The sequence below is a fragment of the Chromohalobacter sp. 11-W genome (assembly GCF_029889905.1).
Taxonomy (GTDB): domain Bacteria; phylum Pseudomonadota; class Gammaproteobacteria; order Pseudomonadales; family Halomonadaceae; genus Chromohalobacter.
This window is the reverse complement of the sequence record NZ_JARANZ010000002.1, coordinates 315,047-340,890: the sequence shown is the minus strand read 5'-3', so window position 1 is coordinate 340,890 and position 25,844 is coordinate 315,047. Positions and strand designations below refer to the sequence as shown.

Genomic DNA, 25,844 nt, shown 5'->3' with positions numbered 1-25,844 from the left:
AATAAGGCGATTTTTTCTGGAGGGTCGCGATGCTGGCCGCATGGGTGGAACAATTGCTGGGATACGCCAGCGGCGCGTTGAAGGCGATACGCGACAACGAGCATTATCCGGCGCTGATGACTTGGGCGCGCGACGAGGGAGTGGTGCGTGTCGGCGGTGACCTGAGCATGGCGCAGGCCTTGGCGCCCTTGTTGTGGAACGAGACGCCGCTGGTGCGACTAGGTTTCGATCCCGAACCCTTGGCGTGGCCGGGGCGTAACGAGCCCTGCTGGTGCGATTCAGGGCGCAAGACCAAGCAATGCTGCGGTGCGGTGACACTGCCGGGTGCGGTCCCTCCGCACCTGATGTGGATGCTATCGCTCAAGGAATGGACGGGCGAGACACTCAAGGCGGCCTTGGGGAGTGGCAAGGCGCCGGATCAGGCACTGCTGGAGGCCGGTTTGATTGCCGCCGAAAGCGGTCAGCGCGGTCGTGCCCAGCAGGTCCTCGAAAGTCTCTTCTCCAGCGAGCGTGACTGGTCGCGCTTGCCCGAGCAGGCCGAGCCGGCGTTTGAGATTCTCGTCGATCTCTATCAGTCGCGCGGTTTTCATCGCAAGCGGGCGGCGTTACTCGACGAGGTCCTGGAGCGTGGTCCGACTTTCCTGCGCGGTGTAGCGCTCGAGCGCCTATGCTTGATGCATCTCGACAGCGACGATTTGGCCAGTGCCCGGGAAGCCTTCGTGCGGGCCCAGCAAACGCTGCCCGATTCGCCAACGCTGGCCTATATCGAGTCCATGCTGTTGCTGCACGAAGGCCATCCCGAAGAAGCCCGAGCTCGGGCACATTTCTGGTGGCGTCGACTCTCCAAGCGTTCCGACCTCGAATCCGACCAGTTACAGTTTCTGGCCGATTTGGCCGCCAATCCCGAGGCGACCCTGGCCGAACAGATGATCAACTCCGAGGAAGACCTGGCCGAGCCGTTGGCGGCGCTTGCCGCCTTGCTCGACACCTTGGAGGCGCCGCCTCGGCTGCAATTGTCGCGTACGCCAGAGGGCCACGTGGAATATCATGCCACGGCCCGTGAGGATACCGCCTTCGCGTCATGGTTCGAGTATTTCAAGGTGACCATCGACGAAGAGGCCGCGCTGAGTTTCGAGTCTGATCCCTGGGAAAATGCCGGCGAGTGGCTGCCTGCCTTGTGTGCTCATCCCGAATGGCTGGGCTCGCCAGCGGTGATGCAGTCGCTGAGCCTGGCGTTGACCAGTCGTTTCGGAAGCCTGCCGTGGATGGCGGCGAGCTTCTTTGAGCCGCTAGCGGCGCGGTTCGAGGCGTGGCTGTCACAACTCGAGACGCAGCAAGGCCCCTTCGCCTGGGATGACGCCGACAATGCCACCTTGCTGCGCTGCGCCTTGGCGCTGATCGTGGGGATGGAGCGCGGTGCGCGGACGCGTTCGCGGCATCTCGCCGAGCGGGTGCTCAAGCTCGATGAAGAAGACGACCTGGGATTGCGCGAGCTGGTGCTCGATCAGTTGCTACGCGAAGGGCGTGACGACGAGGCCGCCGAACTCAGTGGCATGCACGATGAGGAAGAGATGATCGGCGTGACCATGGCGCGTGTGCTCGCCTTGTACCGTCTGTCACGCCGTGACGAGGCTGACGAGGTACTAACCGTCGCCCAGCGGGCCAATCCCTACTTGGTGCCGATGTTGTGCGACGAGAAGCCGAAGCCGGTGGCGTTGGCCGTCGATGCGCCGGCGCCGGGGACGCGCGCCGAAGCGTGGCAGTATCGCCAGTTGATGCGCGATCAGTGGATGGCGACACCGGGCGCCATGGCGTGGTTGGACACTCATCGTTGAGAGGACATGCGAAAGCGTGCCAGTTTCGGGGCATGTTCAGCGCTGAGTGCGAGCGAGCCAGAGCGCGAGTAGCACGGCGGGTACGCCCAGGGCTGCGCTGACGGTAAAGAAGCCCGTATAGCCGAAGCCATCCACTACCAGCCCCGAGAAGCCGCCGAGAAACTTGCCGGGTAGCGTCATCAGCGATGAGAACAAGGCATATTGCGTTGCTGTGTAGGCACGTGACGTCAGACTCGAGAGAAAGGCGATGAAGACCGTACTCGCCAGGCCATTGGCGAGGTTGTCGCCCATGATGGTCATAACCAGCATGGGAAAGCTGTGCCCCGCGTTGGCCAAGGCCACGAACATAAGATTGGTAAGGGCGGTTGCCAGGGCGCCCACTACCAGCATGCGTCCCAATCCAAACCGCACTACCAAAAGCCCGCCGGCCACGCCGCCGAGAATGCTCATGGCGATGCCGAACACCTTGGTCACATTGGCAATCTCGGAGAGGCTGAATCCCAAGTCGATGTAAAGCGGGTTGGCCATCGCGGCCATCGCCAGGTCGCTGATGCGGTAGAGGCCGATGAACAGCAAGAACCATAAAGCCGTGCGTCCGTGACGGGCGAAGAAATCGGTGAAGGGGCAGACGATAGCGCCGATGACCCAGGCGCCAAAGCGTCGCCGGCGCCGAGGCGCGTGTCGATGCTGGTACAGGAATGTGCGCACGCGTGGTTCGCTGGCGAGTTGGATGCCAAGCGTCGAGCGCTGGGGTTCCGGTCTCACCAGGGTGGTGATCACGCCCACCCCGACGAGTGCAGCCATGCATGCGTAGGCGGCATGCCAAGAGACCGCGTCGGCGATGTAAAGCGCCCCTGCGCCAGCGGCGAGCAGCCCGCCGCGATAGCCGATGATATAGGTCGAGGCCATGGCCGCCTGCACGCTTTCCTCGGCGGACTCGATGCGATAAGCATCGATGACGATATCCTGCGTCGCCGCGCCGAACGCGACCAGCAGGGCCAGGCCGGCGATGGGGATGAGATGCGCGGGCGGCGAAAGGGTAGCCAAGCCCAGCAGTCCCGCGCCGATCGTCAACTGGGCGCAGAGCATCCAACTGCGGCGTTGACCGAACCAGCGGCCCACGCCGGGCAGGGCGACACGGTCGACGACCGGTGCCCAGGCGATCTTGATCGAATAAAGAATGCCGATCCAGGAGAAGAACCCGATGGCAGCGACATCCACTCTGGCGTCACGTAGCCACGCCGTGAGCGTCGAGAACACCAGCAGGAACGGTAGGCCGGCGGCGAAACCGAGAAACAGCATGGTGATGACCGGTGCCTGCAGATAAACCGCCAAGGCGTCGCGCCAGCGGCGGTGTGCGACATCTTGAGTCATCGGTTCCTCCCGTGAGCGAGCCGCCCGATGCGGCTCGGACATGAATCCGGCACAATGCTAGAATGCCGTGTTTGCACGGCAACGGCCCGCGCCAGGGCGCGTGTCGAAAACGCAGGTTGCGTACCGTGGCATACCCCGACGATGAAGGCCAGAGGACATGACCGATCAGCTCGATCCAAGCACGCTCGACGACGCGGCCGCCTGCCCGCGCTGGTATGTGGTGCAGTGCAAGGGCGGTGAATCCTTCCGTGCCAGCGAACATCTGACCAATCAAGGCTATCGTGTCTTCCATCCGCTGCTCGAGGTACAGAAGAAGCGCCGCAACAAGCTGGTCTGGATAGCCGAGCCTTTGTTCCCCCACTATTTGTTCATTCGTCTCGATCGGGTGGCCAGCAATTGGCGTCCCATACGTTCCACGCGGGGCGTGTTGAGGCTGGTTGCGTTCGGCGACGAGCCGTTGCCCGTGCCGGATGCGCTGGTCGAGATGCTGATCGCTCGTTCCCAGCGCGATGAGACGGAGCGTGAGGCGGGCAATGTCTACTTTCGTCCCGGTGAGATCGTCGAGATCACCGAAGGCCCCTTTCAGGCGCTCAAGGCCGTGTTCGAGACTCAGAAGGGCGAAGAGCGCGCCATCGTCCTGCTCAATATGCTGCATCATCAGCAGCGCCTCGAGTTACCGGTAGGCGATCTACGCCGCACGACATGACACGCCGCTCAATGCTGTAAAGACCAGGAGTTTTGATGACCATCTCGCCGCAACATGTCGTTCGCCTGCATTATGCGTTGTGCGACTCGGCAGGACACGTGCTCGACGACTCGCGTCGACGCGAGGCGCCGCTCGAATACCTGCATGGCCACGCCAATATCCTGCCAGGTCTGGAGACGGCGCTGGAGGGGCTTTTTAGCGGCGATACCCGCGAGATCAAGCTGACGCCCGAGCAAGCCTATGGGGCGCATGAGCCCGATCTCGTGCAGACGGTGGCGCGCACGGCCTTTCCCGGCGTCGAAGAGTTATCACCGGGCATGCGTTTTCAGGCGCAGGGCCCCGATGGGCCGCGTACGGTGACCTTGATCGAGGCGGATGACACGCAGGTGACGGTGGATGCCAATCATCCGCTGGCGGGGCAGACCCTCGTGTTTCGTGTCGAAATTCTCGACGTCCGTCCGGCGAGACGCGCCGAACTTGCCAAGGGTCATCCATTGGCGGCAGACGTGGCGGCCTCTGAGGTCGAGGACCGCAAGCAATAGCTGCTGCTCCTTGGGGGCATCTATCCTGGCGGCGTCTTTTCCATGCGGCGCAAGAATGTATCCACCGGCTCGGGGTGTGCCAGATAGTAGCCTTGCAGAAAGTCGATGCCACGTGCGCTTAGATAGTCTTGCTGTGCCGCGTTTTCCACGCCTTCAGCGACCACGCGAAGCTCCAGTGCCTTACCCAGTGCGATGATCGAGCGCACTAACGGTGCATCGCGGTGCGGTGCGATGGCATCGACGAAAACCTTGTCGATCTTGATCTCGTCGACGCGAAAATCTTGTAGATAGCGCAGCGACGAATAGCCTGTTCCGAAATCGTCGAGGGCGAGACGCACGCCGAGTTCACGCAGCGCATTGAGCCTGGCGGCGATACCCGGTGTGACGAGGAGCGATTCGACGACTTCCAGGATCAGCCGCCGAGGCGCGAAGGCATGGCGCTCGAGCAGTTGCGCCAGATGCGTCATGAAGGCGTCATCATGAAGCTGCTGTACTGAGACGTTGACCGATAGCGACAGCTCACTGCCATGTAGCGCGCCGCCGAGCAAGGCGCAGGCCTGGTCAAGCACCCACTGCCCCATGGGACGGATCAAGCCGCTGTACTCGGCTTCGGCAATGAAGCTGCCTGGTGCCAGTAGCCCTTCGCGTGGATGTTGCCAGCGCAAAAGCACTTCGGCGCCTGCCAGACGTCCCGCGGGATCGAACTGGCCTTGTAGATATAGACGAAACTGGTGTTCGTCGAGCGCCGTGCGTAGTTCGCGTTCCAGGCGATTGAGGCGCTGTTCCCAATCGCTTAGTTGGCTGGTGTAGAACGCCAAGTGGGGCGGTGGTGTCTCGCGTGCGTGCTGCACCGCGAGTTCGGCGCGTTGTAGCAGCGATTCGATATCCTGGGCGTCGAGCGGATAGCGTGCCACACCGGCATTGAAACGCAGCTGGCTGGGCGTGCCGAAGATACGCCAGCTGTTCTCGCTGAGTGAAAGAAGCCGCTCCAGGCAGTAACGGCGCAGTGACTCATCCGTTTGCCTGGGAATCGCGATCAACAGGCGATTGGCCGGGAGCCGGCCGACGTGAATGCTGCCTTGCAACTCGGTCAGGCGTTCCTTGAGCTTCTCGGCTACCTGGCGAATCGCTTCATCACCGGCCTGCTGGCCGAGTGTCTCGTTGATATGGCCGAGACCGCCCAGCCGCAGCACCAGTAGGTGAAATGTCTCGTCGCGTTGTGTCAACGCTTGCAGGCGCTCGAGGAGTCCTCTCAGTGTTGCCAGTCCCGAGACTTCGTCGTGGTGGAGCTGGCGATACAGGTCATGCTCTACCTCGCGACGGCGCAAGGATTCCGAAAACTGGGAGAGCAGTCCCGCGAATCCCGTCAGGCTAGTGATTTCATCGCCATGCCATTCGCGCGAGTAGGTCGACTCGCAACAGATTGCCCCGCGCAGCTCACCGCCGACGAAGATCCCTACGTCCAGCATGGAGTGAATGCTATGGGCACGCAGATAGTTGCCCAGGCCACTCAAGCGATCATCGTGCTGTGCATCGTGCGTGACCAGGCAAGGGTTTTGTACCAGCGAGGCAAGATAGTTATCCAGCCCCAGGGGCGAGAGTGTGAGGCCATTGAGCGCAGGGTCGAGAGCCATGCGACAGGTCAAGGTGCGATCTTCACTGTCAAGGAACCAGAGGCTGATGCGCGCCGACCCCAGTACTTCGGCCGTGGTGTCGAGCAAGGCGCGCAGGAAGGCGTCCTCGTCGAGATCGCACTGTAGAAGCTCACGCATGCGCCGCCAAGCTTCCTGTTGAGCCGCCTGGCGCTGTTGTGCCTGCATCAGCGCTTCCCATTGCGCAATGTTGTGGCGTGTTTGCTGGGCCATGCGATGTCGCAGCAGCGCGCCCATCAGCATCACCATGATGGTGATCGCCATTAACCAGGATAGATGTTGTTCGAATAGCAGAGACGCCACGATAGCGATCCCGCTGCCTACCGCAAACACGCGGAAAAGTACGCTGTTACGACGTTGTTCTTGACGCAAGCGGTGTAATTGGCCGGCGGTATCGGGCGTCATGCGGGGCACCGCCGGTGGTTGTCGAAGCAAAGATGAGTCGTCATGCGACATCCTATGCCATGTCCAAAGACCCTTGGCGCCTCGGTGTTCAGCTGCCGTATGGGCTCGGGCGAATTGTTGTTATGTGACGCGCAAGGCGTATGCATGGCCAAGAACGCGCGGACTGCGAACTGCGTTGAGAATGGTTTCTGACCAATATCTTGGCAGTGAACCAAGGTGGGGGAAAGGGAGTCCGGGGCATGCCGCGCAGGGCAGGCCCCGGTGTCGATCAGGATGTCAGGCGTTGACGCAGGAAATCGAGCATCGTATCGACGGGGACCATGGTGACTTCACTATCGCGGCGTCCTTTGTACTCCAGCTCGCCGTTATCCAGTCCGCGTTCGCCGATCACGACACGGTGCGGAATCCCGGTGAGTTCCTGATCGGCGAATTTGACACCCGGGCGCAGGTCGCGATCATCGATGAGTACGTCGACGCCGGCGTCGCTGAGTTGCTGATAAAGGGTTTCGGCATACTCGCGAACGCGCTCGGATTTATGCGCGTTCATGGGTACGAGCGTGACTTCGAACGGCGCGATGGCATTCGGCCAGATGATGCCCCCGGCATCGTGGCTCTGCTCGATGGCGGCGGCGACGACCCGAGTGACGCCAATGCCATAGCAACCCATCAGCAGTGGAACTGCCTGGCCATTAGCATCGAGCACGGTGGCATTCATCGCCGTGGAATACTTCGTGCCTAGCTGGAAGACGTGACCGACCTCGATGCCGCGTGCGATGGCTAGTGTGCCTTTACCGTCCGGCGAGGGATCCCCCTCGACCACGTTGCGCAGGTCGGCCACCTTGGGCAGGGCGACGTCGCGTTCCCAGTTGATGCCGAAATAGTGCTGGCCATCGATGTTGGCGCCGGCACCGAAGTCGCTCATCAGCGCCACGCTGCGATCGATGATCAACGGCATGTCCAGATTGACTGGTCCCAGCGAGCCGGGGCCGGCGCCCACCGCCTGACGAATTTCCGCTTCATTGGCCATGGTCAGAGGCGCGGCAACCTCGGGTAGGTTCTCGGCCTTGACCTCGTTGAGTTCGTGATCGCCACGCACCAGCAAGGCGACCAGACCGCCTTCTGCGGCATGCACCATCAATGTCTTGATGGTTTTCTCGATGGCCAGGCCATGTTGCTCCACCAAGGTGGCGATAGTGCGCGCATTAGGCGTATCGACCAGACGCAGTTCTTCCTGGGGCGCGGCGCGTTCGGGAGTCTCCCCCAGCGGGGCGGGGAGCGCCTCGGCTTTCTCCATGTTGGCCGCGTAGTCTGACGACGTGGAAAAGACCACCGCGTCCTCGCCGGAATCGGCCAGCACCTGAAACTCGTGGGAGCCGGTGCCGCCGATGTCGCCGTTGTCGGCTTCCACGGCGCGGAAATCCAACCCCAGGCGCGTGAAGATGCGCATGTAGGCGTCGTACATCACGTCGTAGGAGCGCTGGAGACCGGCCTGGTCGATATCGAACGAGTAGGCATCCTTCATGATGAACTCGCGGGCACGCATCACGCCGAAGCGCGGTCGCGTTTCGTCACGGAACTTGGTCTGGATCTGGTAGAAGTTGGAGGGCACCTGCTTGTAGGAGCGTATTTCGTTGCGCACCAGGTCGGTGATCACTTCCTCGTGCGTCGGGCCGTAGCAGAAATCACGATCATGGCGGTCACGAATGCGCAGTAGCAGGTTGCCGTATTGGTCCCAGCGTCCAGATTCCTGCCACAACTCCGCCGGTTGGATCGCTGGCATCAGGACTTCCTGAGCGCCAGCGCGGTTCATTTCCTCGCGCACGATGTTCTCGACCTTGCGAAGCGTGCGCAGCCCCAAGGGTAGCCAGGTATAGAGCCCCGAGCTCAGGCGGCGAATCATGCCCGCACGCAGCATCAACTGATGGCTGACGATGTCGGCATCGGCGGGAGTTTCCTTGAGGGTGGAGATCAATAATTGACTGGCGCGCATGGACAAGCGGTTCCTTGGATTCGGGGCCTAAACATCGCGTCGCCCTGAAGCGGCGCGGCAAATGGGGATATTGTACGGTCAAGGCGTAAACGCGGCAAAAGCGATGCGCATTGGGGCGCCGGAGCGGACGTCGAGCCCGGTGAGGGCGGGCTCACGTTGCTGCGAAGTTTGCGATATCCTTACGCGTGTAATACCCGGCTTATGGATGCCCTAGTCTTGATCTTGAATAATGTATGTGAACAGGGTAAGAGGATAAAGTGATGAGTGCCATACACGATCGGAAAGTCTCCCAGGCTCGCCGCTGGATAGCGGCACTGACCATCGTGGCTACCACCACGACGCTGGCAGGGTGCGGGACAGTGTTCTATCCCGAGCGCAAAGGGCAGCCCAGTGGGCGTATCGACCCTGCAGTGGCGGTAGCCGATGGCGTGGGCCTGTTGTTTTATATCATCCCCGGGGTCATCGCCTACGCCATCGACTTTTCCAATGGCACGATCTACTTGCCGAGTCGCGATACTGCGCAGGTGGATACGTTGCATTTCGAGGACGAATTGGATACGCAAACGCTCGAGTCGGTGTTGGCCGAACGCACGGGCGGAGCAGTGCGTCTAAGCGATGAACTCGTACGCGTCGAACGGGTCTCCTCTCGAGACGAGGCGCTGGCACTGGTGCGCATGTCAGGCACTTACGATAAAGAGCGCCTTGCCTCGATGTAAGGGCTTTGTTGGCGGATGAAACAGTCTAGTGCGAGTTGCCTCACATGACTTTGATGAGTGTCATGATACGAGGCAATTCGTGATCGGCATGAGAAAAACCAGACATGTAAACGCGAATATCAAACTGTGATCAAAAAGACTCTCCCGCATACTGAAAACTCGATTCAGACGCAGGGAGTCTACGATGACATCACAATATAAAGCATCTCGATTTGCGGCACCGTCCGAGCACCCGAGGCAAACTTATCGTTTGAGCAACATGTGCTTGCCAGCACCCTTGTCGGTGGGCGAGCTGGAAACGTTCAGTACGATCAGTCGTCAGGTGTCGCCTTTGAGAAAGCGCCAAACGCTATTCGCACAAGGCGAAGAGTTCAAGAGCCTGTATATCGTTCGCTGCGGAAGCTTGAAGCAAGTCTATCGTGATATCACCAATGAAGAACACATTACCCAGTTTTATTTGCCGGGCGAAGTGGTGGGGCTAGATGCCATCAGTAGTGGTTTTCATCCAGGGGTGACGCAGGCATTGGAGACGACATCCGTCTGCGAAATATTGCCTGAAGCACTCGAAGAGCTTGCCCAAAAAAGACCGAGTGAGCTGGGCATGAACGGTTGTTTTCTAAGGGTGATGAGTCGCGCCCTGCATCAGGAGCGCATGATGGTACGTCTATTTCTGAATAGAACGTCCGATGTTCGCTTAGCCAGCTTTCTGCTTGCCTTGTCGACGCGCTTTCGGCAACAAGGTTACTCGCCGTTTAGCTTCCGTCTGTCCATGTCGCGTAGTGATATCGGCAATTATCTGGGGCTGGCGGTCGAGACGGTGAGCCGTCTATTAGGACGTTTCCAAGACTTGGAATTGCTCACTGCAAAGGGGCGAGAAATCCGGATCGACGACCTGGAAGGCCTAATGGCATTGGCGGATGGGCGTGGGCGTCAGTCCATCTGGCACGCCACGGTCTCATCGCCGAGTCATCACGCCAGCATGCCGGCGCACTGAGCCCGAGAGTGTGGTGAACACGTCATCGATACTTTAGAGGCTGTCGGAAAAAAGAGGCTGTCGGAAAAAATGCTGGCAGGAGAGGGCGCCAAGCGCTTGATACTACTGGTGCCCGGAGCCGGACTTGAACCGGCACGGTGTTACCACCGAGAGATTTTAAGTCTCTTGCGTCTACCAATTTCGCCATCCGGGCTAACGGATACGTAAGGGGAACACCGCAGAAGAAATGGAGGCTGGAGTCGGAATCGAACCGGCGTACACGGAGTTGCAGTCCGCTGCATCACCACTCTGCCATCCAGCCTTGTTGCAATCGTTTAACAACGAATCAACGTTCGAGTTTGGAGCGGGAAACGAGATTCGACCGGGCTGGCGTTCCAGCTTGCGACCCTCATTGACCATTCCAATACTCTTAAGTTCTGGAGCGGGAAACGAGATTCGAACTCGCGACCCTCGCCTTGGCAAGGCGATGCTCTACCACTGAGCTATTCCCGCCGAACTCGAGGACGTATTATAGAGATAAGCCTGTGAATGTCAAACGTTTATGTGCTTCTCCAAAGTAAAAATGGTGCTCACATGGAGCGCGTCAATTCCGGCCACGCTGCGCGCAGGTACTGGAACATCGACCACAGCGTCAACGCGGCGGCGACGTAAAGAAGCACGACGCCCAGGCTGGCTATCATCGAACCAGGCGTGAAGCCGAGTAACAGCAACAGTGAAACCATCTGTAGGGTGGTTTTTAGTTTTCCTACCCACGAAACAGAGACACTACCCCGCTTGCCGATTTCCGCCATCCATTCGCGCAACGCCGAGATGACGATTTCCCGACCGATGATGACCAGGCCCGGTAGTGTCAGCCACACGGCGTCGAAGCGTTCGATCAGCAGGGCTAGGGCGACGGCGACCATGAGCTTGTCCGCTACGGGGTCGAGAAAGGCGCCGAAGGGGGTGCTCTGATTCCAGCGACGAGCCAGGTAACCGTCGAGCCAGTCGGTCACAGCCGCAAGCCCGAACAATCCCGCGCACAGGAGCATGCTCCAGGAATAAGGGAGGTAGAAGGCGATCACCAGCAAGGGAATGAACACGATTCGAGCAAGCGTCAATAAGTTGGGGATGTTCATCGAGCGATGTAAGTCCTGACTGGTGAATGAGATCGTCGTGCCATTGTATCTTTCCGCTCATGGCTCATCCATGCAAGGCCTGATGAATGGTCGTGGCCATTTGGGCGCTGATGCCGGGCACTCGGGCTAGTTCATCGCGGCTGGCCTGGCGGACGCCCTGGAGTCCGCCGAAGAAGCGCAGCAACTCCCGGCGGCGTTTGGGACCGACACCGGGAATGTCTTGCAGGGTCGAGGTGCGGCGCTGCTTGTCGCGTTGCTGGCGATGCCCGGTAATTGCAAAGCGGTGCGCCTCATCGCGGATATGCTGGATCAGGTGCAACCCGGGAGAGGCGCTATCGAGCGATAAGGCGTTGTCGACGGTTTCCAGGAACAACGTCTCGAGGCCGGGTTTGCGTGTCGTACCCTTGGCGACGCCGAGCAGGTGCGTGTTCATGATGCCGACATCTTCTAGCACCTCGCGCGCCATGTTGAGCTGCCCCTTGCCGCCATCGACGATAAGTACGTCGGGCAGCTTGCTTTCGTCCTGCATCAGGCGCTTGTAGCGGCGTGTCAGCGCTTGGCGCATGGCCGCGTAATCGTCGCCCGCCGCGACGCCTTCGATGTTGAACCGCCGATAATCGGATTTGACCGGCCCGTCCTGATCGAAAACCACACATGAGGCGACCGTCGCTTCGCCGTGGCTATGGCTGATATCGAAACACTCCAGACGTGTCGGGGTCTCCTGCATATCGAGCGCCTCGCGCAAGGCATCGAAGCGTTTGGCCAACTGCGAGCGATTGGCCAACTGGCTGGTGAGGTGCTGTTCGGCGTTGGTGCTGGCCAGGCGGAGCCATTGGGCACGATGACCGCGTACCTGATGCGCCACACGGATGCGTTTGCCGGCGCGTTCGGAGAGTGCGGACTGGATGACATCGGCATCCACGAGCGGTAGGGCCGTGATAACCTCGCTGGGGATGTCGCGATCATGGCCTAGGTAATAATGGCTGATGAACGCGCCGAGTAGTTCTTCCGCCGTCAGGTCCAGGCCGTTTTGCGGCATGTGGTGGCGTGCCCCGAGCATGCGTCCGCCACGTACGCTCAGCGCGCTGATGCATACGCCGCCCGGGCGCTCGGCGAGGGCAAAGATATCGGCATCGCCGTCGCCAGTGTCGACGATCTGACGCTCCTGCAAGCGGCGCAGCTGCTGAATCTGGTCGCGCAGGCGCGCGGCTTCCTCGAAGTCCAGTGCCTGACTGGCGGCTTCCATGTCCTGAGTGAGTTGCGCGGTCACCTGCTCGCTGCGCCCATCCAGGGCCATGATGGCGTGGTCGATGTCGCGCTGGTATTCCTCGCGGCCGATATAGTCGACACAGGGCGCGCTGCAGCGTTGTATCTGATATTGAAGACAAGGTCTTGTGCGATGGGCGAAGACGCTGTCTTCACAATTGCGGATACGAAATATCTTCTGCACCAACGCTAGACTCTCGCGGACGGCAGTCGTACTGGGGAAGGGGCCTAGGTAGCGACCGTCGCCGCGTTTTCCTCGCGCACGTTTGAACTCGAGTGCGGGATAAGGGTGGCGATCCGAGACGAAGATGAACGGATAGGATTTATCGTCGCGCAGGAGAATATTGTACGGCGGCCGCTGCTCCTTGATGAGCGTCTGCTCGAGCAATAGCGCCTCGGTTTCGGTGCGCGTGATGGTGACCTGGATATCCGCGATACGGCCGACCAGGGCTTGCGTCTTGGTGTTGAGCGCACCGCGAAAATAGCTGGCGAGACGTGCCTTGAGCCGCTTGGCTTTGCCTACATACAAGATTTCGCCGTCGGTATCCAGCATGCGGTACACGCCGGGCGACTCGGAAACCGTCTTGAGGAAATGCTTGGCGTCGAAGCTCATGGGCGCGGGACATTCGTTGAGTCGGACATGCCCGCTAGTATATCAAAGGGACAGGGACGCCGGAGACCCGAGTCGAGGCGCCGGCGACACCCGATCTCAAGAGGCTTCGTAGCCGTCTATCAAACCGTAACGCAGCCCCAGGTGGGTAAGCTCGACATCCGATTGCACATTGAGCTTTTCGAAAATGCGGTAACGATATGTGTTGACGGTCTTGGGGCTCAGGAAAAGTCGGTCGGAGATATCGCTGACCTTTTGGCAGTTGACGATCATCATCGCCACCTGCAGCTCGCGATGCGAGAGCTGGTCGAAGGGGTTGTCCTGCGAACCTATCTTGGACAGCACGACCTTCTGGGCAATATCCGGGCTGATGTAGCGCTGTCCCCCGAAGATGGCGCGGATCGCGCGGACCATTTCGTCGAGCTCAGTGCCCTTGCTGATGAACCCGGCGGCGCCTGCGTCCATGAGGCGCTGGGCAAACGCTTCTTCGAGAAATGCCGTCACGATCACGACCTTGATATCCGACATGCCACGCATGATTTTGCGCGTGGCTTCGAGCCCGCCGATACCGGGCATGCGTATATCCATCAATACGATATCGGGACGCATTTCACGCGCCATGTTGACGGCTTCTTCGCCATCGACGGCTTCGGCAACAACGTGCAAACCGTCTTCGGAATCCAGCATTCGGGCAATGCTGGTACGAACTAGATGGTGATCATCAGCGACAAGAACCTTGATCAAGGGAACTCCTGCAATCAATCGCCGGTTAACGAAATAATAGTGGGCATGGCGACCTTGTGTTGCGGCCATTATGTAACGCTTTAGCTTAATGCGCTATGCAACATTCTCAATCAACCTAACAGTAATGTTGGCTTTATGCTGCTGTGGATTTTGCACTTTCGCGCGCTGTGTGGCGCCAGCGCTGAACGGTCTTGGCGCATGGCGCTTACGCATTGACATGGATGGATGGCAGTCGTAGTATACGCAGCGTTCCAAGGGCACTGTTGCGGTTATACACCCTTGTTATGAAGATAAGCGCATCGCCTAATGCGTTATCGATATGGGGCCTTAGCTCAGTTGGGAGAGCGCAACACTGGCAGTGTTGAGGTCAGCGGTTCGAACCCGCTAGGCTCCACCAGATTCGTTTGATATCAAGCCGCCGACGCATTGCGTCGGCGGCTTTTTTCGTATCGTGGCCAATGTTAAACGGCCGCCGACAATGTTTTTCTCAGGGGCTGGCGGGGCCGCTGGCGCCGCATTCCAGACATCGGTAATGCATGCCACTTTCGGCATGGCGCTCTTCGAAGGCTTGTAGGCGCTCGTCGTCATTGATCGTCTCGCTGACGCTGCATGCCGGGCATTCGATGGTACGTTCGTTGTCGCGTTGTTCGATGAGAAACATGCTGTTCTCCTGCCGTAGTCTCGACTCGATGGAAGGCATATCTGCCGTGCGGTGACGGCAAGGCACGAAGCCTGTGAGCACGGGGCTCGTAAGGAGAAAAGTCGGCGTTTGGCGGGGTGGCGTCAACGTAGACATTGGCGACGCCCGGGTAGTAAAAAATCAACGTTCGCGGCGTGTTGTAAGCGTTCCAGCGTGTGACTTCGTCGTAAAGCGGGGTGTCGGGTAGGGTGATGCCGTGGTAGTGAAGTTACACGAGGGGCAATTTAACGGTCGTGGCGCGTTAGGCAAGACAGGATGTCGCGGAAATAAAGGAGACGATGCCGCCCAGGCGGCATCGTCTCTTGCGATGGATGTGGCATGTCGAAGGGTTATTCGTCGACCTTGCCGAGCAGAAGAAATTCGATCAAGGCCTTCTGGGCGTGCAGGCGATTGCCGGCTTCCTGCCATACCACGGCACGCGGGTCGTCGAGCAAAGTCGTGCTGATTTCCTCGCCGCGATGCGCGGGTAGGCAATGGAGAAATAGCGCGCTATCGGCGGCGCGATCGAGCAATGCCTCGGTGACCTGAAAGCCGGTGAAATCTCGCTCGCGCTTGGCCTGCTCTTCTTCCTGGCCCATCGAGGCCCAGACATCCGTGGTAATCAGCTCCGCGCCTTGTACTGCCTGCTGCGGGTCGTGCAGTACCTCCACGCGATCGCCAGCGGCCGTCACCAGGTCGGCATCCGGCTCGTAGCCTGGCGGGCAGCAGACGCGCAGTTGGAAATCGAACTGCCGTGCGGCATTGATCCAGGAATGACACATGTTATTGCCGTCACCGATCCAGACCGCAGTCTTGCCTTTCACCGACCCGCGACATTCAGTCCAGGTCATGATATCGGCCAGCAACTGGCAAGGGTGATAATCGTCGGTCAGCGCATTGATGACCGGCACCTGGCTGGCGGCGGCATATTCTTTGAGCCCGGCGTGCGAGAAGGTGCGGATCATGACGATGTCCACCATCTCGGCGAGTACGCGGGCGGTATCGCCGATCGGCTCGCCGCGCCCGAGTTGCGTATCGCGCGGCGAGAGAAAGAGCGCATGCCCGCCGAAATGCGCCATGGCGGTCTCGAAGGAAACCCGCGTGCGCGTCGAAGACTTCTCGAAGAACATCGCCAGGGTACGATTGGTGAAGGGCGTATAGATTGGCCCTTGCGCTTTGAGGCGGTTCTTGATCGTGATCGCACGCTGAATGAGGTGGCTAAGTTCCTCGGGTGACAGGTCGAGCAAGGTCAAGAAGTGGCGTGTGGCCATGGCGACGCTCCTTTCATATGTGATCCACGTTCGTATGTGATCCACGGCATATCAGGGCGACGACGCCCACCAACAAAAGCGCGTGAGCGTAACAGCCAAGAGGCGCCCTGAGGCCCGATTTGCTGCGACGCTCGGCCTTACAAGGGCGACATGCGGGCCGTGCGGAAAGTCGACCATCCTAGCCAGGCTACCGAGAAGGCGCAATGTCGGTGTTAAGAGGGCTGTTTTCGGCGCTCGCCATCAGTAGAATGGAAGTACATTCACCCGACGTATTGCGGCGGTGCCGGCCAATGGCAAGCCGCCCCGCGTGAGGAAACTGAGATGAGCACGACTCTCGAGAACATCCAGCAGCAAATCGGCGAAAATACGATTCTGCTCTACATGAAAGGCACGCCCCAACTGCCGCAGTGCGGTTTCTCCGCCCAGGCGGTACAGGCAGTCATGGCGTGCGGTGAGCGCTTCGCCTTCGTCAACATTCTCGACAATCCGGACATCCGTACCGAATTGCCCAAATACGCCAACTGGCCGACCTTTCCGCAGTTGTGGGTCAACGGCGAACTGGTCGGCGGCTGCGACATCATCGTGGAAATGTACGAAAGCGGTGAGTTGGAGAAGCTGATCAAGGAAGCCGTAGCCAACGCCGAAACCGAACAGGAGTGAGGCGTTGAGCCGAGCGTCCTTCTGAGGGAAGGCGTCGGCGCATTGAAAAGCCCTGCCGATGAACATCGGCAGGGCTTTCGTATGGGCGGCCAGCGAGTAATGACGTGCCGCGTCAGTCTTCGTCCATGCTTTGTTCCTTCTGGGCCAGTTCCCAGCCGCCGAGATCCTTATAGCGGTTGACCATGGCACAGAACAGTTCTGCGGTGCGTTCGGTGTCGTAACGAGCGGAGTGTGCCGAGTCGTTATCGAATTGTATGCCCGCCGCGCGGCAGGCGCGTGCCAGTACGGTCTGGCCGTAGACCAAGCCACCGAGGGTGGCGGTATCGAAACACGAAAACGGATGAAAAGGGTTGCGCTTGATGCCGTTGCGCTCGATGGCGGCATTCAAGAAGCCCTGATCGAAAGCGGCGTTATGGCCGACCAGAATGGCGCGAGTGCATTGGTTGGCCTTGATCGCCTTGCGCACCGGCTTGAAGATTTCGCCCAACGCGTCGTGCTCGTTCAATGCCACTTGCTGGCGCAGTGGGCTATCCAGGTCGATGCCGGTGAAGTCCAGTGCGGCCTGCTCGATATTGGCCCCGTCGAAGGGTTTGACGTGGAAGGCGTGCGTGGTATCAGGCATCAAGTTGCCTTGCTCGTCCATGGTCAGGGTCACGGCGGCGATCTCGAGCAGGGCGTCACTCTGGGCGTTGAAACCACCGGTTTCCAGATCGACGACGACAGGGAGAAAGCCTCGAAAACGTTGAGCCATCAAATCGCGTGCCTGGCCGTCGCTCATGCTTTTGCTCCCATCCCAATACGGTCTCGATAGCGTCGCCACACCCGGGGCGGGGCGACAAAGTGGCAGCGAGTGTAGCATTTTCGCCCCTCGACGTCCCGCCGCTCGGTGTTCGTCAGCCTCGCTCGGCGCTATAATCGGGTGACGTTTTCTCGCTGTGTTCGCGCAGCCGAACCATTCGATCAATATCCATCTTTTCAGGAGTCCCGCATGTCCGATGTGAACAAGGTCGTCCTCGCCTATTCCGGCGGCCTGGATACGTCCGTCATCGTCAAGTGGTTGCAGGAAACCTACGATTGCGAGGTGGTGACTTTCACCGCCGACATCGGTCAGGGCGAAGAGGTCGAGCCGGCGCGCACCAAGGCACAGGCCCTGGGCGTCAAGGAAATCTACATCGAGGATCTGCGCGAAGAGTTCGTGCGCGACTATGTCTATCCGATGTTCCGTGCCAACACGATCTACGAAGGCGAATATCTGCTGGGAACCTCCATCGCACGGCCGTTGATCGCCAAGCGCCTGATCGAGATCGCCAACGAGACCGGCGCCGATGCCATTTCCCACGGTGCCACCGGCAAGGGCAACGATCAGGTACGCTTCGAACTTGGCGCCTACGCATTGAAGCCCGGTGTTCAGGTGATTGCCCCGTGGCGTGAGTGGGATCTCAACTCCCGCGAGAAGTTGATGGATTATTGCGAGAAGCACGACATTCCGGTCGACTTCTCCAAGAGCAAGAAGAAATCGCCGTACTCCATGGACGCCAACCTGCTGCATATTTCTTACGAGGGCGGCATTCTCGAGGATCCCTGGGCGGAAGCCGAAGAGGAAATGTGGCGCTGGAGCGTGTCGCCGGAGGCCGCGCCGGAGACACCGACGTATATCGAGTTGACCTTCGAGAAAGGCGATATCGTCGCTATCGACGGCGAGCCACTCAAGCCCCACGAAGTGCTTTCCAAGCTCAACCAGCTCGGCGGCGACAACGGCATCGGGCGTCTGGATATCGTCGAAAACCGCTATGTGGGCATGAAGTCGCGTGGCTGCTACGAAACCCCGGGTGGCACCATCATGCTGCGCGCCCATCGCGCCATCGAGTCACTGACGCTCGATCGCGAAGCCGCGCACCTCAAGGACGAGATGATGCCCAAGTACGCCGAGGTCATCTACAACGGCTACTGGTGGAGCCCGGAGCGCAAGATGCTGCAGGCGGCCATCGACGAGACTCAGGGCAACGTCAACGGCGTGGTACGCATGAAGCTTTACAAAGGCAGTGCCACCGTGGTCGGGCGCAAGTCCGATGAGTCGCTGTTCGATGCGTCCATCGCGACCTTCGAGGACGATGCAGGCGCCTACGATCAGAAAGACGCCGAAGGCTTCATCAAGCTCAATGCCTTGCGTTTGCGCATCGCGGCGGCAAAAGGCCGCAATGCGAATTGATCCGCATTCACCCGCGTCGAACGTCTCCCGGGTGGGCGGCGTTCAACGCATAGCCAGCGCGCAGGAGGCTTTATGCTGAAACGACTCATCGAGGGCTTGTTTCGCAGCGGCGATGTCAATGACGAGGAAATACCCGCGACAGACTACGAAGGCTACCTGATCACGCCGGATCCGCAGGATGCCGGCGGTCAGTACCGAGTCAGCGGTTGGATTCGCAAGCCCGTCGAAGGCGGTGAGACGCGTGAGCATCGTTTCGAGCGTTCGGATATTGTCTCCAGCCGCGAAGACTGTATCGAGTTGACGCTGCGCAAGGCCCAGCGCTATATCGACGATATCGGCGACGAGATGTTCGAGGATCGCTGAGCGTTTCTCGCTAACGCGCACACGAATACCAACGCCACTATCTTTGGAGCTATGGTCTCTGGAGTAGTGGCGTTTTTTTATTGCCACGACGCCTAGGCAACGCGAACCGGGAACTCTTACCGCTGAAAGCGGGCCCAACCTTTTATAATTCCGATGGAGCCGCTCATGATTACCGTGCATCACCTCGACAACTCCCGCTCGCTACGCATCGTCTGGCTGCTTGAAGCTTTGCAGCAAGCTTATGAGCTCGTGACTCACCACCGCGATCCGCAGACATTGCTGGCGCCGGAGAGCCTCAAGCGTCTTCATCCGCTCGGCAAGGCGCCGCTGATCGTCGACGAGGGGCTGACCGTGGCCGAGTCTGGGGCGATCATCGATTACCTGATCGAGCGTTACGACGATGGCCGCTTGGCGCCGCCGGTGGGAACGCCCGAGCATCGCGACTATCGTTATTGGCTGCATTACGCCGAAGGCTCCGCAATGCCGCCGTTGGTGATGCATCTCGTCTTTTCGCGTTTGGGCAAGCCGCCGGTGCCGGCGCTGTTGCGCCCCGTGGCGGGCAAATTGGGACAGGGTGTACAAGCCAAGTTTCTGGACCCTGAGATCGAGCGGCATCTGGCGTTCTGGGAGTCCACGCTCGCCGAGCATGCATGGTTTGCCGGCTCAGACTTCACGGCGGCAGATATTCAGATGAGCTTCCCCGTGCTGGCGGTCGAATCGCGGCGTGGCATCAAGGACTTCCCCGCCATTGTCGATTGGTTGGCGCGGGTACGTGAGCGGCCGGACTATCAGCGTGCTGTGGCGCAGACCGGCGAATTGAACCTGAGTGCGTCACGCTAGAAGGAGCGGTCATGATGAATCATTGGTGGGGAAGAGGGCTGGTACTAGGAATGATGGCGTTGCCGATCATCGCTAGTGCCCAAGCCCAAGAAAAGACGCACAATGGCGGAGACGACGAGGTCTCCGGCGTGATGGCCTGCGATGCTCTGCAGGATGAGATCGAAGCCAAGATTCGTGCCAATGGCGTCGAGGACTTCCAGCTCGATATTATTGCCAGCGAACGCGTCGACGAGGACGGGGTCCGCGAGGGCGATGCTCTCGCCGGAGGCGAAGTCGTGGGCAGTTGCGATGGCGGTACGCGCAAGGTGATCTACCGTCGCGGCGCCCAGGGAAGCGGAGCCATGTCGTCCTCGGATGCCTCGCTGCCACCGTCTGATGAGCGTGCTGAGCCAGGCAGCGACACGACCGATGAGGCGCTGGGTGCAGACGCCGAAAACGAGGAGGGCGGTTACTAGGCGGATGCTGCTCCCGCCTTTTGGCGGTCCGCTTCCGTCGGCTGCCGGGCTTGGTTAACATGGCGCCTTTTTCTCAGGAGGCGCGCGTGAAGGCTTTATTGCTTTCCGCCTACGCGGCCGTGAGTCATCGGCACTGGGCGGATGGGCTGCAGCAGCAGTTTCCCGAGATCGACTGGCGGCGGTTGGAACTGCCTCCGCGGCATTTTCCCTGGCGGATTCGCGGCAACCCCCTGACTTGGCTGGGTCAGGAGAGTGATTGTCTGCATGACGACTATGACCTGGTCGTCGCTACCTCTATGGTCGATCTGGCGACCTTGGTGGGTCTTTGCCCCTCGCTGTCGCGCGCACGCAAGGTCGTGTATTTCCATGAAAACCAGTTTGCCTATCCGCTTCCCAAGGGCCAACGCATTCGCGCCGAGCCGCTAATGGTCAATCTCTATACGGCCCTGGCAGCCGATGTCGTGGTCTTCAACAGTGCCTACAACCGCGACAGCCTATTGCGCGGCGCGCGCGACTTCCTCAAGCGCATGCCTGAGCGCCTGCCGCTCGGCACGTTGCTGTCACGCGTAGCCGATAAGGCCGTCGTGCTCCCCGTGCCCTTGTCCGAGGAGACGCCAAAGCCGGCGCGCTCGGGGCGGAGAGTTCTGTGGAATCATCGTTGGGAATATGACAAAAATCCCGAGGCGTTCTTCACTGCACTGGAAACGTTGGTCACGCGCGGCATCGATTTCGAGGTGGCGGTATTAGGCCAGCAGTTCCGCGATCAGCCGCCGGTCTTCGAGGCGTCGCGTGCGTGGCTGGGCCAGCGTGTCGTGTGCTGGGGTGAGCAGCCCGGCGATGTCTACCGAGATATGCTTGATAGCGCCGATATCGTGGTGTCGACGACCGACCATGAATTTCAGGGATTGGCGGTCATGGAGGCGGTGACGCAGGGATGTGTGCCGTTGGTGCCGGATCGCCTGTGCTTTCCCGAATATTACGCGTCGGCGTATCGCTACGCAGGCGATCAGACGACGCTCGAGGCCACGCTGGCGCAATGGCTGACCGACCCTACATCGCGACCAGGGCTGCCCGACGCGCGAGCCTGGCAGTGGCCTGCGTGGCGCGATGCCTATCGCGAGGTGCTCATGGGGGCATAAGCGCCGCGATAGGCGCGATGCGTCAGCCGATCTCGGTCTTTTCCTTATATTCGCAGAGATCCTCGATCACGCAGCTTCCGCAGCGCGGCTTGCGCGCCACGCAGGTGTAGCGCCCGTGCAGTATCAGCCAATGATGCGCGTCGTGTAGAAAGTCCTTGGGCACGTGGCGCATCAGCTTTTGTTCTACTTCGAGAACGTTCTTGCCTGGCGCGATTCGCGTGCGATTGGCGACGCGGAAGATATGCGTATCCACCGCCATGGTCGGCTGGCCGAACGCAGTATTGAGAATCACGTTGGCGGTCTTGCGCCCGACACCGGGCAGCGCTTCCAGTGCCTCGCGGGTGTCCGGCACCTCGCCGCCGTGCCGTTCGAGCAACAGGTGACAGGTTTTCATCAGGTTGTCGGCCTTGCTGTTGTACAGGCCGATGGTCTTGATCTTGTCCTTGAGCCCGTCGATGCCCAGGTCGAGGATACCTTGTGGGGTATTGGCGATGGGAAACAAGCGCGCCGTGGCCTTGTTGACGCCGACATCCGTCGCCTGGGCCGAGAGCAACACCGCCGTCAGCAGCTCGAAGGGCGTCTGCCAGTCCAGCTCGGTGGTCGGCGTGGGGTTGTTATCGCGCAGGCGCGAAAAGATCTCGTAGCGTTTTTGAGCATTCATGGGCGAATCAAGTCGATGAGGGAGAATCGAACGCGGCGCGTGCGGCGTCGAGCATGCGCTGGGCTTCGTCGACTTGGCCATGCGCGGCCTCGAGGCTGGTGGCATTGCCATGGCGCTGGGCATGCGTGACTTGCTGGCGCGCCTTGCGCAATGACTGCTCGGCGGCCTTGATCGCCATGCGCCGATGGTGCGTGGTAGAGGTGTCGGTGCGCGGTGCCTGCGCGTTGCCGAGTTGCCGGTCGATATCCGCCAGGCGCGAGGTCAGCGTCTCGGCGCGCTCATCGAGCGCTCGGCGTGCCTCGGCGTCTAGATCGTCACGCTGACGTTGACGTTCCACACGCTTGAGTCCGGCAACCAACGTGGCACGCGTCGCCTTGAGTGACGTGGTATCTACGCCGGCGGTGTCGCTGTGTTGTAGCGGCTGAGCGGGGGCCGTCTCGCGTTTGGCTTTTGCCGCTGTGGCCGCCTGACGACGTTCGCGTTTGCGGCGTTTTTCCTCGGCCTGGCGGGCGAGACGCTGTTGACGTGCCTCGTAGCGTTGTCGTCCCAGTTCGGCACGCTTGACCAGGTAGGCGTCTTGCTGAGCCTGGGTGCGTGCCGCGACCCATTCGGGATGCGGCAGGATATCGATGCAGTCGACCGGGCAAGGCGCGACACACAGCTCGCAGCCGGTACATTCGGATTCGATCACCGTATGCATCTGTTTGGCGGCACCAAGTATGGCGTCTACCGGGCACGCCTGGATGCACTTGGTGCAGCCGATGCACTCTGCCTCGCGAATGTACGCCACTTTTGGAGACTGCGCCGGTTCCGCGAGGGGCTGGCGCGCTTGGCCTGTCAACTCGGCCAGCCGCGCCATAGTCGCTTCGCCACCGGGCGGGCATTTATTGATCGCCTCGCCGGCGGCCATGCCTTCGGCATAGGGGCGACAGCCGGGATGCCCGCACTTGCCGCATTGCGTCTGCGGCAGTTCGGCGTCGAGGGTCTCGATGAGTGCAGGATTAGCGGACACCTTGCCTCCTCAGGTCACGCGCTGGCCGGGTTCCGCGCCGCTGTCCGGCGACAGCAGATAGATACCGCCTTCCTTGTCGCCGGCGGCCAGCACCATGCCTTCCGAGATGCCGAAACGCATCTTGCGCGGCGCCAGGTTGGCGACCATCACGGTCAGACGCCCCTCCAGTGCTTCGGGCGCGTAGACGGCACGGATGCCCGAGAAAACGGTGCGCGTCTCGCCGCCCAGGTCGAGCGTCAACTTGAGCAGTTTCTTGGCGCCCTCGACGTACTCGGCCTTGGCAATACGCACGATGCGCATATCGAGCTTGGCGAAATCGTCGAAGCCGATTTCATCGGCGATTGGATCGTCGGCCAGCGGTCCTGTGGCGCGTTCCTTGAGCTTTTGCTCCTCGGCGAGAACTTCCTTGGAGGCCTCGGTCATCTGCGCGATTCTGTCGCTGTCGACACGCGTCATTAGCGGCTTGAACTTGGCGATGGCGTGGTCTTCGAGCACGTGGTGGCGGCTTTCCCAGTCGAGGGAGTCGACCTTCAGGAAGACGCGAGCCTGTTCAGCCATGGTCGGTACCACGGGTTGCAGGTAGACCATCAGCACGTGGAAAAGGTTGATCCCCACCGAGCAGATATCGAGTACTTCCTGCTCGCGACCTTCTTCCTTGGCCAGTACCCAGGGCGCCTTGTCGGCGATATAGGCATTGGCCTCGTCGGCGAGCTCCATGATCTTGCGCATGGCGCGGCCGAATTCACGCGACTCGTAATCGGCGGCGATCGCCTCGCCGGCCTCGACGAAGCGTGCCACCAGTGCGGGCTCGGCACAGCGCGCGGCGAGTTGGTTGCCATTGAGCTTCTTCACGAAGCCTGCGCAGCGGCTGGCGATGTTGACCACCTTGCCGACCAGGTCCGAGTTCACGCGCGAGGCGAAGTCCTCGAGATTGAGATCAAGATCGTCGACGCCGGCGGTGAGCTTGGCGGCAAAGTAATAGCGCAGATATTCCGGGTTGAGATACTCGGCGTAGGTCTGCGCCTTGATGAAGGTGCCGCGCGACTTGGACATCTTGGCGCCGTTGACGGTGACGAAGCCGTGGCAATTGACACCGGTCGGCGTGCGCAGCCCTGCACCTTCCAGCATCGCCGGCCAGAACAGGGCGTGGAAGTAGACGATGTCCTTGCCGATGAAATGATAGACCTCGGCCTCGGAGTCCTTCTTCCAGTAGCTGTCGAAGTCGATGCCTTCGCGCTCGCAGAGGTTCTGGAAGCTGGCCAGGTAACCGATCGGCGCATCCAGCCACACATAGAAGTATTTGCCTGGCGCATCCGGAATCTCGAAGCCGAAATAAGGTGCGTCGCGAGAGATATCCCACTCGTTGAAGCCTGACTCGAACCATTCCAGCAGCTTGTTGCGGATCTGCGGTTGCACATGACCGCCATCGATCCAGCCCTGCATGAAGTTGGCGAAGTCGGGCAGCTTGAAGAAATAGTGAGTGGACGTGCGAACTTCCGGCGTGGCGCCGCTGATCGCCGAGACTGGATCGATCAACTCTGCCGGCGTGTAGGTCGCGCCGCACGCTTCGCAGTTGTCGCCGTATTGATCATCGCTATGACACTTGGGGCAGGTGCCCTTGATGAAGCGGTCGGCGAGGAACAACCCCTTGACCGGATCAAACATCTGCTCGATGTCGCGCGTGGAGATATGCCCCGCATCGCGCAGCGCTTTATAGATACGCTCGCTGTGCTGGCGGTTCTCTTCCGAATGCGTCGAATGGTAGTTGTCGAACGCCACCCCGAAGCGGGCGAAATCGGCCTGGTGCTCGGCGCTGACGTTGCTGATCAACTGCTCCGAGGTAATGCCTTCCTGTTCCGCGCGCAGCATGATGGCGGTGCCATGGGCGTCATCGGCACATACATAATGGCACTCGTGGCCGCGACTCTTCTGGAAGCGCACCCAGATATCGGTCTGGATGTACTCGAGCAAATGGCCCAGATGAATCGAGCCGTTGGCATAGGGCAGGGCACTGGTAACCAGGATCTTGCGCTTGGCGTTGGCGGTAGTCGGCATGGTGGCTCTAATGACGAAAGTCGGAAACGAAAGAAGGCGTCGCGAATGACATCGACGAAAAGGCGATTGTAGCCCGCTTGGCGCTTGGCTGCATCCGTGATGCGGCAGACGTGCTGATGATGCATCGGTAAGAGTAATGCTCAGGGCGTACCTGACCAGCCGCCGGCGCGAATGGCCGGACACCCCGTGATGTCGAGATTGTAGAGATAAAGCCATGCGGGACCGAAGGCGGTGCGATGAATGATGCGGTCGTAGGTGCCGCTGCGCGGTGCGCGCACGCGATAATCCTCGAGCCGGTCGAGATCGCGTAGGCCTCGCGCATCGACCCGGTAGAGCTCGACGTCGATGCCGTGGGAGGGTTCCGCCTTGGCGCCGGGGCAATGCCCCAGGTCGTAGAGGGTGACATCACTGAGCGTATCCGCGCCGATGAATTCGGCGCCGGCGAGCCAATGGTGATTGCGCAGGCCCCGCTTGAGCGTGCCGTACACGGCGACCAGCGGCGTTCGACGAATGGCGAGAACGGGTGAGTGCATGGCAACCCTGTGGTG

At 60.4% G+C, this 25,844-nt stretch carries 24 protein-coding genes and 4 tRNA genes; 12 read left to right on the top strand and 16 right to left on the bottom strand.

Annotated elements, in window-relative coordinates:
* The first annotated feature begins 29 nt into the window (after positions 1–29).
* Positions 30–1,835, top strand: coding sequence for an SEC-C domain-containing protein (locus OP494_RS04420; RefSeq protein WP_280539500.1), 1,806 nt, complete (start codon positions 30–32; stop codon positions 1,833–1,835).
* Positions 1,836–1,871: 36 nt separating this feature from the next.
* On the opposite strand, the gene OP494_RS04415 is transcribed toward OP494_RS04420, so the two are convergent.
* Entirely contained in the window at positions 1,872–3,209 is a 1,338-nt protein-coding gene (locus OP494_RS04415) for an AmpG family muropeptide MFS transporter (RefSeq protein ID WP_280539499.1), read from the bottom strand.
* A 157-nt stretch (positions 3,210–3,366) separates the two neighbouring features.
* Between OP494_RS04415 and rfaH the strand changes: the two genes are divergently transcribed.
* Both rfaH and OP494_RS04405 read left to right on the top strand, forming a co-directional pair.
* Positions 3,367–3,915, top strand: coding sequence for a transcription/translation regulatory transformer protein RfaH (rfaH, locus tag OP494_RS04410; protein ID WP_280539498.1), 549 nt, complete (start codon positions 3,367–3,369; stop codon positions 3,913–3,915).
* A gap of 35 nt (positions 3,916–3,950) precedes the next feature.
* Entirely contained in the window at positions 3,951–4,457 is a 507-nt protein-coding gene (locus OP494_RS04405) for a peptidylprolyl isomerase (RefSeq protein WP_280539497.1), read from the top strand.
* A 20-nt stretch (positions 4,458–4,477) separates the two neighbouring features.
* Here the strand turns inward: OP494_RS04405 and OP494_RS04400 are convergent, their stop codons facing one another.
* Both OP494_RS04400 and OP494_RS04395 read right to left on the bottom strand, forming a co-directional pair.
* Positions 4,478–6,514, bottom strand: a complete 2,037-nt coding sequence (locus tag OP494_RS04400) for a sensor domain-containing phosphodiesterase (RefSeq protein ID WP_280539496.1) — start codon at positions 6,512–6,514, stop codon at positions 4,478–4,480.
* A 268-nt stretch (positions 6,515–6,782) separates the two neighbouring features.
* Positions 6,783–8,504 (bottom strand): proline--tRNA ligase, encoded by a 1,722-nt coding sequence (locus OP494_RS04395; protein WP_280539495.1) that lies wholly within the window; start codon positions 8,502–8,504, stop codon positions 6,783–6,785.
* 260 nt (positions 8,505–8,764) lie between these two features.
* On the opposite strand from OP494_RS04395, the gene OP494_RS04390 reads away from it, so the two are divergent.
* The gene (locus OP494_RS04390) at positions 8,765–9,220 is read left to right on the top strand and encodes a hypothetical protein (RefSeq protein WP_280539494.1); all 456 of its coding nucleotides are present in this window, start codon (positions 8,765–8,767) and stop codon (positions 9,218–9,220) included.
* Positions 9,221–9,479: 259 nt separating this feature from the next.
* Positions 9,480–10,214, top strand: coding sequence for a helix-turn-helix domain-containing protein (locus OP494_RS04385; RefSeq protein WP_280539617.1), 735 nt, complete (start codon positions 9,480–9,482; stop codon positions 10,212–10,214).
* A 106-nt stretch (positions 10,215–10,320) separates the two neighbouring features.
* Here the strand turns inward: OP494_RS04385 and OP494_RS04380 are convergent.
* The 6 genes from OP494_RS04380 to uvrY all read right to left on the bottom strand — a co-directional run bounded on the left by OP494_RS04380 (position 10,321) and on the right by uvrY (position 13,952).
* Positions 10,321–10,407: transfer RNA gene (locus tag OP494_RS04380), tRNA-Leu, on the bottom strand.
* Between the two features lie 34 nt (positions 10,408–10,441).
* Positions 10,442–10,515 (bottom strand) — tRNA-Cys (locus tag OP494_RS04375).
* A gap of 116 nt (positions 10,516–10,631) precedes the next feature.
* Positions 10,632–10,706 (bottom strand) — tRNA-Gly (locus OP494_RS04370).
* Between the two features lie 77 nt (positions 10,707–10,783).
* Positions 10,784–11,332, bottom strand: coding sequence for a CDP-diacylglycerol--glycerol-3-phosphate 3-phosphatidyltransferase (gene pgsA, locus OP494_RS04365; RefSeq protein ID WP_280539493.1), 549 nt, complete (start codon positions 11,330–11,332; stop codon positions 10,784–10,786).
* A 64-nt stretch (positions 11,333–11,396) separates the two neighbouring features.
* A complete protein-coding gene (uvrC, locus tag OP494_RS04360) occupies positions 11,397–13,211 on the bottom strand; it encodes an excinuclease ABC subunit UvrC (protein WP_280539492.1) in 1,815 nt (604 codons plus the stop codon).
* A 96-nt stretch (positions 13,212–13,307) separates the two neighbouring features.
* Entirely contained in the window at positions 13,308–13,952 is a 645-nt protein-coding gene (gene uvrY, locus OP494_RS04355; protein ID WP_247621241.1) for a UvrY/SirA/GacA family response regulator transcription factor, read from the bottom strand.
* Positions 13,953–14,273: 321 nt separating this feature from the next.
* On the opposite strand from uvrY, the gene OP494_RS04350 reads away from it, so the two are divergent.
* Positions 14,274–14,349, top strand: a tRNA-Ala gene (locus OP494_RS04350).
* Between the two features lie 90 nt (positions 14,350–14,439).
* Here OP494_RS04350 and OP494_RS04345 read toward each other — a convergent pair.
* Positions 14,440–14,613 (bottom strand): hypothetical protein, encoded by a 174-nt coding sequence (locus OP494_RS04345; protein WP_247621242.1) that lies wholly within the window; start codon positions 14,611–14,613, stop codon positions 14,440–14,442.
* A gap of 368 nt (positions 14,614–14,981) precedes the next feature.
* Positions 14,982–15,902, bottom strand: a complete 921-nt coding sequence (gene argF / locus OP494_RS04340) for an ornithine carbamoyltransferase (RefSeq protein WP_280539491.1) — start codon at positions 15,900–15,902, stop codon at positions 14,982–14,984.
* Positions 15,903–16,223: 321 nt separating this feature from the next.
* Here argF and grxD point away from each other — a divergent pair, with 321 nt between their 5' ends.
* On the top strand, positions 16,224–16,562 hold the full coding sequence (grxD, locus tag OP494_RS04335) for a Grx4 family monothiol glutaredoxin (RefSeq protein WP_280539490.1): 339 nt from the start codon (positions 16,224–16,226) through the stop codon (positions 16,560–16,562).
* 112 nt (positions 16,563–16,674) lie between these two features.
* On the opposite strand, the gene rnt is transcribed toward grxD, so the two are convergent.
* A complete protein-coding gene (gene rnt, locus OP494_RS04330; protein WP_280539489.1) occupies positions 16,675–17,340 on the bottom strand; it encodes a ribonuclease T in 666 nt (221 codons plus the stop codon).
* A 210-nt stretch (positions 17,341–17,550) separates the two neighbouring features.
* Here rnt and OP494_RS04325 point away from each other — a divergent pair, with 210 nt between their 5' ends.
* The 5 genes from OP494_RS04325 to OP494_RS04305 all read left to right on the top strand — a co-directional run bounded on the left by OP494_RS04325 (position 17,551) and on the right by OP494_RS04305 (position 21,568).
* Positions 17,551–18,771 carry an argininosuccinate synthase gene (locus OP494_RS04325; RefSeq protein ID WP_280539488.1) on the top strand — a complete coding sequence of 407 codons (1,221 nt, stop codon included), beginning with the start codon at positions 17,551–17,553 and terminating at the stop codon, positions 18,769–18,771.
* A 72-nt stretch (positions 18,772–18,843) separates the two neighbouring features.
* On the top strand, positions 18,844–19,134 hold the full coding sequence (locus OP494_RS04320) for an HlyU family transcriptional regulator (RefSeq protein WP_178997285.1): 291 nt from the start codon (positions 18,844–18,846) through the stop codon (positions 19,132–19,134).
* Between the two features lie 165 nt (positions 19,135–19,299).
* Positions 19,300–19,974 carry a glutathione S-transferase gene (locus tag OP494_RS04315; RefSeq protein WP_280539487.1) on the top strand — a complete coding sequence of 225 codons (675 nt, stop codon included), beginning with the start codon at positions 19,300–19,302 and terminating at the stop codon, positions 19,972–19,974.
* 11 nt (positions 19,975–19,985) lie between these two features.
* A complete protein-coding gene (locus tag OP494_RS04310; protein WP_280539486.1) occupies positions 19,986–20,429 on the top strand; it encodes a DUF1161 domain-containing protein in 444 nt (147 codons plus the stop codon).
* An 86-nt stretch (positions 20,430–20,515) separates the two neighbouring features.
* Positions 20,516–21,568: a DUF3524 domain-containing protein gene (locus OP494_RS04305; RefSeq protein WP_280539485.1), complete on the top strand. Its 1,053-nt coding sequence runs from the start codon at positions 20,516–20,518 to the stop codon at positions 21,566–21,568.
* A 22-nt stretch (positions 21,569–21,590) separates the two neighbouring features.
* On the opposite strand, the gene nth is transcribed toward OP494_RS04305, so the two are convergent.
* The 4 genes from nth to OP494_RS04285 form a co-directional block, all read right to left on the bottom strand.
* Positions 21,591–22,229: an endonuclease III gene (gene nth, locus OP494_RS04300; protein ID WP_280539484.1), complete on the bottom strand. Its 639-nt coding sequence runs from the start codon at positions 22,227–22,229 to the stop codon at positions 21,591–21,593.
* Positions 22,230–22,236: 7 nt separating this feature from the next.
* The gene (gene rsxB / locus OP494_RS04295) at positions 22,237–23,241 is read right to left on the bottom strand and encodes an electron transport complex subunit RsxB (protein WP_280539483.1); all 1,005 of its coding nucleotides are present in this window, start codon (positions 23,239–23,241) and stop codon (positions 22,237–22,239) included.
* A 9-nt stretch (positions 23,242–23,250) separates the two neighbouring features.
* The gene (metG, locus tag OP494_RS04290; RefSeq protein ID WP_280539482.1) at positions 23,251–25,296 is read right to left on the bottom strand and encodes a methionine--tRNA ligase; all 2,046 of its coding nucleotides are present in this window, start codon (positions 25,294–25,296) and stop codon (positions 23,251–23,253) included.
* A 140-nt stretch (positions 25,297–25,436) separates the two neighbouring features.
* Positions 25,437–25,829: a gamma-glutamylcyclotransferase gene (locus OP494_RS04285; RefSeq protein WP_280539481.1), complete on the bottom strand. Its 393-nt coding sequence runs from the start codon at positions 25,827–25,829 to the stop codon at positions 25,437–25,439.
* Positions 25,830–25,844: the final 15 nt, after the last annotated feature.

What these genes read in the sequence shown, in the direction of transcription:
- rnt (WP_280539489.1), bottom strand. Translation starts at nt 17,340, where the DNA reads ATGAGCGACGGCCAGGCACGCGATTTGATGGCTCAACGTTTTCGAGGC.
- OP494_RS04310 (WP_280539486.1), top strand. Translation starts at nt 19,986, where the DNA reads ATGATGAATCATTGGTGGGGAAGAGGGCTGGTACTAGGAATGATGGCG.
- grxD (WP_280539490.1), top strand. Translation starts at nt 16,224, where the DNA reads ATGAGCACGACTCTCGAGAACATCCAGCAGCAAATCGGCGAAAATACG.
- OP494_RS04415 (WP_280539499.1), bottom strand. Translation starts at nt 3,209, where the DNA reads ATGACTCAAGATGTCGCACACCGCCGCTGGCGCGACGCCTTGGCGGTT.
- argF (WP_280539491.1), bottom strand. Translation starts at nt 15,902, where the DNA reads ATGGCCACACGCCACTTCTTGACCTTGCTCGACCTGTCACCCGAGGAA.
- OP494_RS04395 (WP_280539495.1), bottom strand. Translation starts at nt 8,504, where the DNA reads ATGCGCGCCAGTCAATTATTGATCTCCACCCTCAAGGAAACTCCCGCC.
- OP494_RS04345 (WP_247621242.1), bottom strand. Translation starts at nt 14,613, where the DNA reads ATGTTTCTCATCGAACAACGCGACAACGAACGTACCATCGAATGCCCG.
- OP494_RS04390 (WP_280539494.1), top strand. Translation starts at nt 8,765, where the DNA reads ATGAGTGCCATACACGATCGGAAAGTCTCCCAGGCTCGCCGCTGGATA.
- OP494_RS04405 (WP_280539497.1), top strand. Translation starts at nt 3,951, where the DNA reads ATGACCATCTCGCCGCAACATGTCGTTCGCCTGCATTATGCGTTGTGC.
- OP494_RS04315 (WP_280539487.1), top strand. Translation starts at nt 19,300, where the DNA reads ATGATTACCGTGCATCACCTCGACAACTCCCGCTCGCTACGCATCGTC.
- OP494_RS04385 (WP_280539617.1), top strand. Translation starts at nt 9,480, where the DNA reads ATGTGCTTGCCAGCACCCTTGTCGGTGGGCGAGCTGGAAACGTTCAGT.
- nth (WP_280539484.1), bottom strand. Translation starts at nt 22,229, where the DNA reads ATGAATGCTCAAAAACGCTACGAGATCTTTTCGCGCCTGCGCGATAAC.
- OP494_RS04320 (WP_178997285.1), top strand. Translation starts at nt 18,844, where the DNA reads ATGCTGAAACGACTCATCGAGGGCTTGTTTCGCAGCGGCGATGTCAAT.
- rfaH (WP_280539498.1), top strand. Translation starts at nt 3,367, where the DNA reads ATGACCGATCAGCTCGATCCAAGCACGCTCGACGACGCGGCCGCCTGC.
- pgsA (WP_280539493.1), bottom strand. Translation starts at nt 11,332, where the DNA reads ATGAACATCCCCAACTTATTGACGCTTGCTCGAATCGTGTTCATTCCC.
- OP494_RS04420 (WP_280539500.1), top strand. Translation starts at nt 30, where the DNA reads ATGCTGGCCGCATGGGTGGAACAATTGCTGGGATACGCCAGCGGCGCG.
- uvrC (WP_280539492.1), bottom strand. Translation starts at nt 13,211, where the DNA reads ATGAGCTTCGACGCCAAGCATTTCCTCAAGACGGTTTCCGAGTCGCCC.
- OP494_RS04285 (WP_280539481.1), bottom strand. Translation starts at nt 25,829, where the DNA reads ATGCACTCACCCGTTCTCGCCATTCGTCGAACGCCGCTGGTCGCCGTG.
- OP494_RS04400 (WP_280539496.1), bottom strand. Translation starts at nt 6,514, where the DNA reads ATGACGCCCGATACCGCCGGCCAATTACACCGCTTGCGTCAAGAACAA.
- OP494_RS04325 (WP_280539488.1), top strand. Translation starts at nt 17,551, where the DNA reads ATGTCCGATGTGAACAAGGTCGTCCTCGCCTATTCCGGCGGCCTGGAT.
- metG (WP_280539482.1), bottom strand. Translation starts at nt 25,296, where the DNA reads ATGCCGACTACCGCCAACGCCAAGCGCAAGATCCTGGTTACCAGTGCC.